Annotated in this window: 2 tRNA genes; both read right to left on the bottom strand. The window is 41.4% G+C overall.

From position 1 onward, the window contains the following. Positions 1–33: 33 nt before the first annotated feature. Positions 34–110: transfer RNA gene (locus OM075_RS25945), tRNA-Ala, on the bottom strand. An 18-nt stretch (positions 111–128) separates the two neighbouring features. After that, positions 129–202 (bottom strand) — tRNA-Ile (locus tag OM075_RS25940). Between the last annotated feature and the right edge of the window lie 129 nt (positions 203–331).

Genomic DNA, 331 nt, shown 5'->3' with positions numbered 1-331 from the left:
ACCTTTGTAACAGCTTTAAAATTTAATGTAAAATGGTGGAGAATATCGGAGTCGAACCGATGACCTCCTGCGTGCAAGGCAGGCGCTCTAGCCAGCTGAGCTAATCCCCCATTTGTATTATTTAAAAGTAGTCCTGCGCAGATTTGAACTGCGGACCCCTACATTATCAGTGTAGTGCTCTAACCAACTGAGCTACAGGACTGTTTTAATAATTTGAAATGCTCAAAAAGGAATTGTGTTCTTTGTGTTTAATATAAATATTAAACGTGTTGTAAACTCTCTCCAGAAAGGAGGTGTTCCAGCCACACCTTCCGGTACGGCTACCTTGTTA

Origin of the sequence: Plebeiibacterium sediminum (assembly GCF_026013605.1) — a bacterium.
GTDB classification, from domain to species: Bacteria; Bacteroidota; Bacteroidia; order Bacteroidales; family Marinilabiliaceae; genus Saccharicrinis; species Saccharicrinis sediminus.
The sequence above is the reverse complement of the archived record's forward strand: the minus strand, read 5'-3'. Positions and strand labels throughout refer to the sequence as shown.